We start from the raw sequence: 1,923 nt of genomic DNA on the forward strand, positions 1-1,923 counted from the left end.
CCGCCGGCTGGGCCGTGCGCCGCGCCGACACGTTCCCCGGCCTCGACGACCGCTGGGTGCGCCTCGCCGTCCGCGCGCCCGACGTCGCCCGCCGCTTCCTCGCGGCCCTCGAGGTCGTCCTGCAGGAGGCCCGTCCGTGAGGCGTGTGCTCGTCGTGGGCGGTGGCCTGCGCGCCGCGGCGGCCGTCTCCGCGCACCTCGCGCAGGGCCACACCGTCACGGTGGTGGCCGAGGAGCTCGTCGCCACCCTCGAGGACCTCGTCGACCGCGGCCTGGTGTCCTGGCGCACGCGTGACCTCGTGCTCGACGACGTGCTCGAGTCCGACGTGGTGGTCCGGCTGCCCGACGGCGAGGACACCCCCGCCGCCGAGCCCACGGGTGTCCCTCGTCCGCAGCCGGGCGAGGTCGTGCTCGTCGGCGCCGGCCCGGGCGACCCCGACCTCATGACGGTCGGCGGCCAGCGCGCGCTCGCCGAGGCCGACGTCGTCGTCACCGACCGGCTCGTGCCCCTGGCGGCGCTCGACGCCGTCCGCGCCGACGCGCTCGTCATCGACGTCGCCAAGGTGCCCGGCGGCCGCTCGACGCCGCAGGAGACCATCAACGACCTGCTGGTCGAGCACGCCCTGGCCGGGCGTCGCGTGGTCCGGCTCAAGGGCGGCGACCCGTTCGTGTTCGGTCGTGGTGGCGAGGAGGCGCTGGCCTGCGCCGCGGCCGGCGTGCCCGTGCGGGTGCTCCCCGGTGTCACGTCGTCGGTGTCCGCGCCCGCGCTCGCCGGCATCCCCGTGACCCACCGCGGCACCACCCAGGGGTTCACCGTGGTCTCGGGACACGTGCCGCCCGGGCACCCCGACTGCACCGTCGACTGGAAGGCGCTCGCCTCCACCGGCACGACCCTCGTGGTGCTGATGGGGGTGCGCACGCTCCCCGCCATCGCCGAGGCGCTGGTGCAGGGCGGCCTCGACCCGCGCACCCCGGCCGCGGTCGTGGCCGACGCGGGCCTGCCGAGCCAGCGTCGCGTCGACGGCACCGTCGCCACCATCGCCGACGTCGTGGCCGAGAGCGGCATCGGCGCGCCGGCCGTCACCGTGGTCGGCCACGTCGTGGACGTCCTGTCGTGATCCGCCTGTTCTGGATGCGTCACGGCGAGTCCACCTGGAACGTCGCCGGTCGTGAGCAGGGCCGGACCGCGCACCCGCCGCTCACCGAGCGGGGTCGCGCGCAGGTCGTCGCGGCCGCCCACACGCTGGAGCAGTCGGGCGTGACAGCCGTGGTGTGCTCGCCGCTGGTCCGGGCGCGGGAGAGCGCCGACCTCGTCGCCGCGCACCTGGGGCTCGACGTCGTGGAGGACCCGCTGCTCGTCGAGCGTGGTCTCGACGAGACGGTCGACGACGTGCTGGAGCGGATCCGCACCTTCGTGGCCCGCCAGCCGCTCGACAGCACGCTCGTCGTCAGCCACGGCGACCTCATCGCCTACGCCCACGCCCTCCTGACCGGCTCGACGCCCAGCCTGCCCGCGAACGCTGAGGTCCGGGTGACGGTGTCGTGACCCTCGACGCCTGGCGGCTCGCTGTCGGCACGCTTAGCGCCTGGCCGGTGCGACCGCCGCGCACGGTCGATCGGCGGGTGGCCGGTGGTGCGATGCTGCTCGCGCCGCTCGCCGTGCTCCCGCTCGCCGTCGCCGCCACGCTGCTCGTGCTGGTGGCCCACGCCGCCGGTCTCGCGCCGCTCGTCGCGGGGCTGCTGGTCGTCGGGCTCCTCGCCCTCGGCACCCGGGCGTTCCACCTCGACGGCCTGGCCGACACCGCCGACGGGCTCACGTCGTCCTACGACCGCGACCGCACGCTCGCCGTCATGCGCTCCGGCGACGTCGGGCCCGCCGGGGCCGCCGCCCTCGTGCTCGTGCTCGGGCTGCAGGCCGCCGGCG

The 1,923-nt window shown here is 76.6% G+C and carries 3 protein-coding genes and 1 pseudogene; all 4 read left to right on the plus strand.

Annotation, left to right across the window (positions count from 1 at the left end):
* Positions 1 to 145: 145 nt before the first annotated feature.
* Positions 146 to 334 (plus strand): annotated as a pseudogene (locus tag NH339_RS18970) (NAD(P)-dependent oxidoreductase); the annotation flags it as partial.
* Between the two features lie 3 nt (positions 335 to 337).
* Positions 338 to 1,117 carry a uroporphyrinogen-III C-methyltransferase gene (cobA, locus tag NH339_RS18070; RefSeq protein WP_308207103.1) on the plus strand — a complete coding sequence of 260 codons (780 nt, stop codon included), beginning with the start codon at positions 338 to 340 and terminating at the stop codon, positions 1,115 to 1,117.
* The gene (locus NH339_RS18075; protein ID WP_253027403.1) at positions 1,114 to 1,545 is read left to right on the plus strand and encodes a histidine phosphatase family protein; all 432 of its coding nucleotides are present in this window, start codon (positions 1,114 to 1,116) and stop codon (positions 1,543 to 1,545) included. The genes cobA and NH339_RS18075 overlap by 4 nt, the downstream gene beginning before the upstream one ends.
* Positions 1,542 to 1,923: adenosylcobinamide-GDP ribazoletransferase (locus NH339_RS18080; protein ID WP_253027404.1), on the plus strand; the 382-nt coding region annotated here is incomplete at its 3' end. The genes NH339_RS18075 and NH339_RS18080, both read left to right, overlap by 4 nt.

The sequence above is a fragment of the Aeromicrobium sp. CnD17-E genome, assembly GCF_024124745.1.
Classification (GTDB): domain Bacteria; phylum Actinomycetota; class Actinomycetes; order Propionibacteriales; family Nocardioidaceae; genus Aeromicrobium.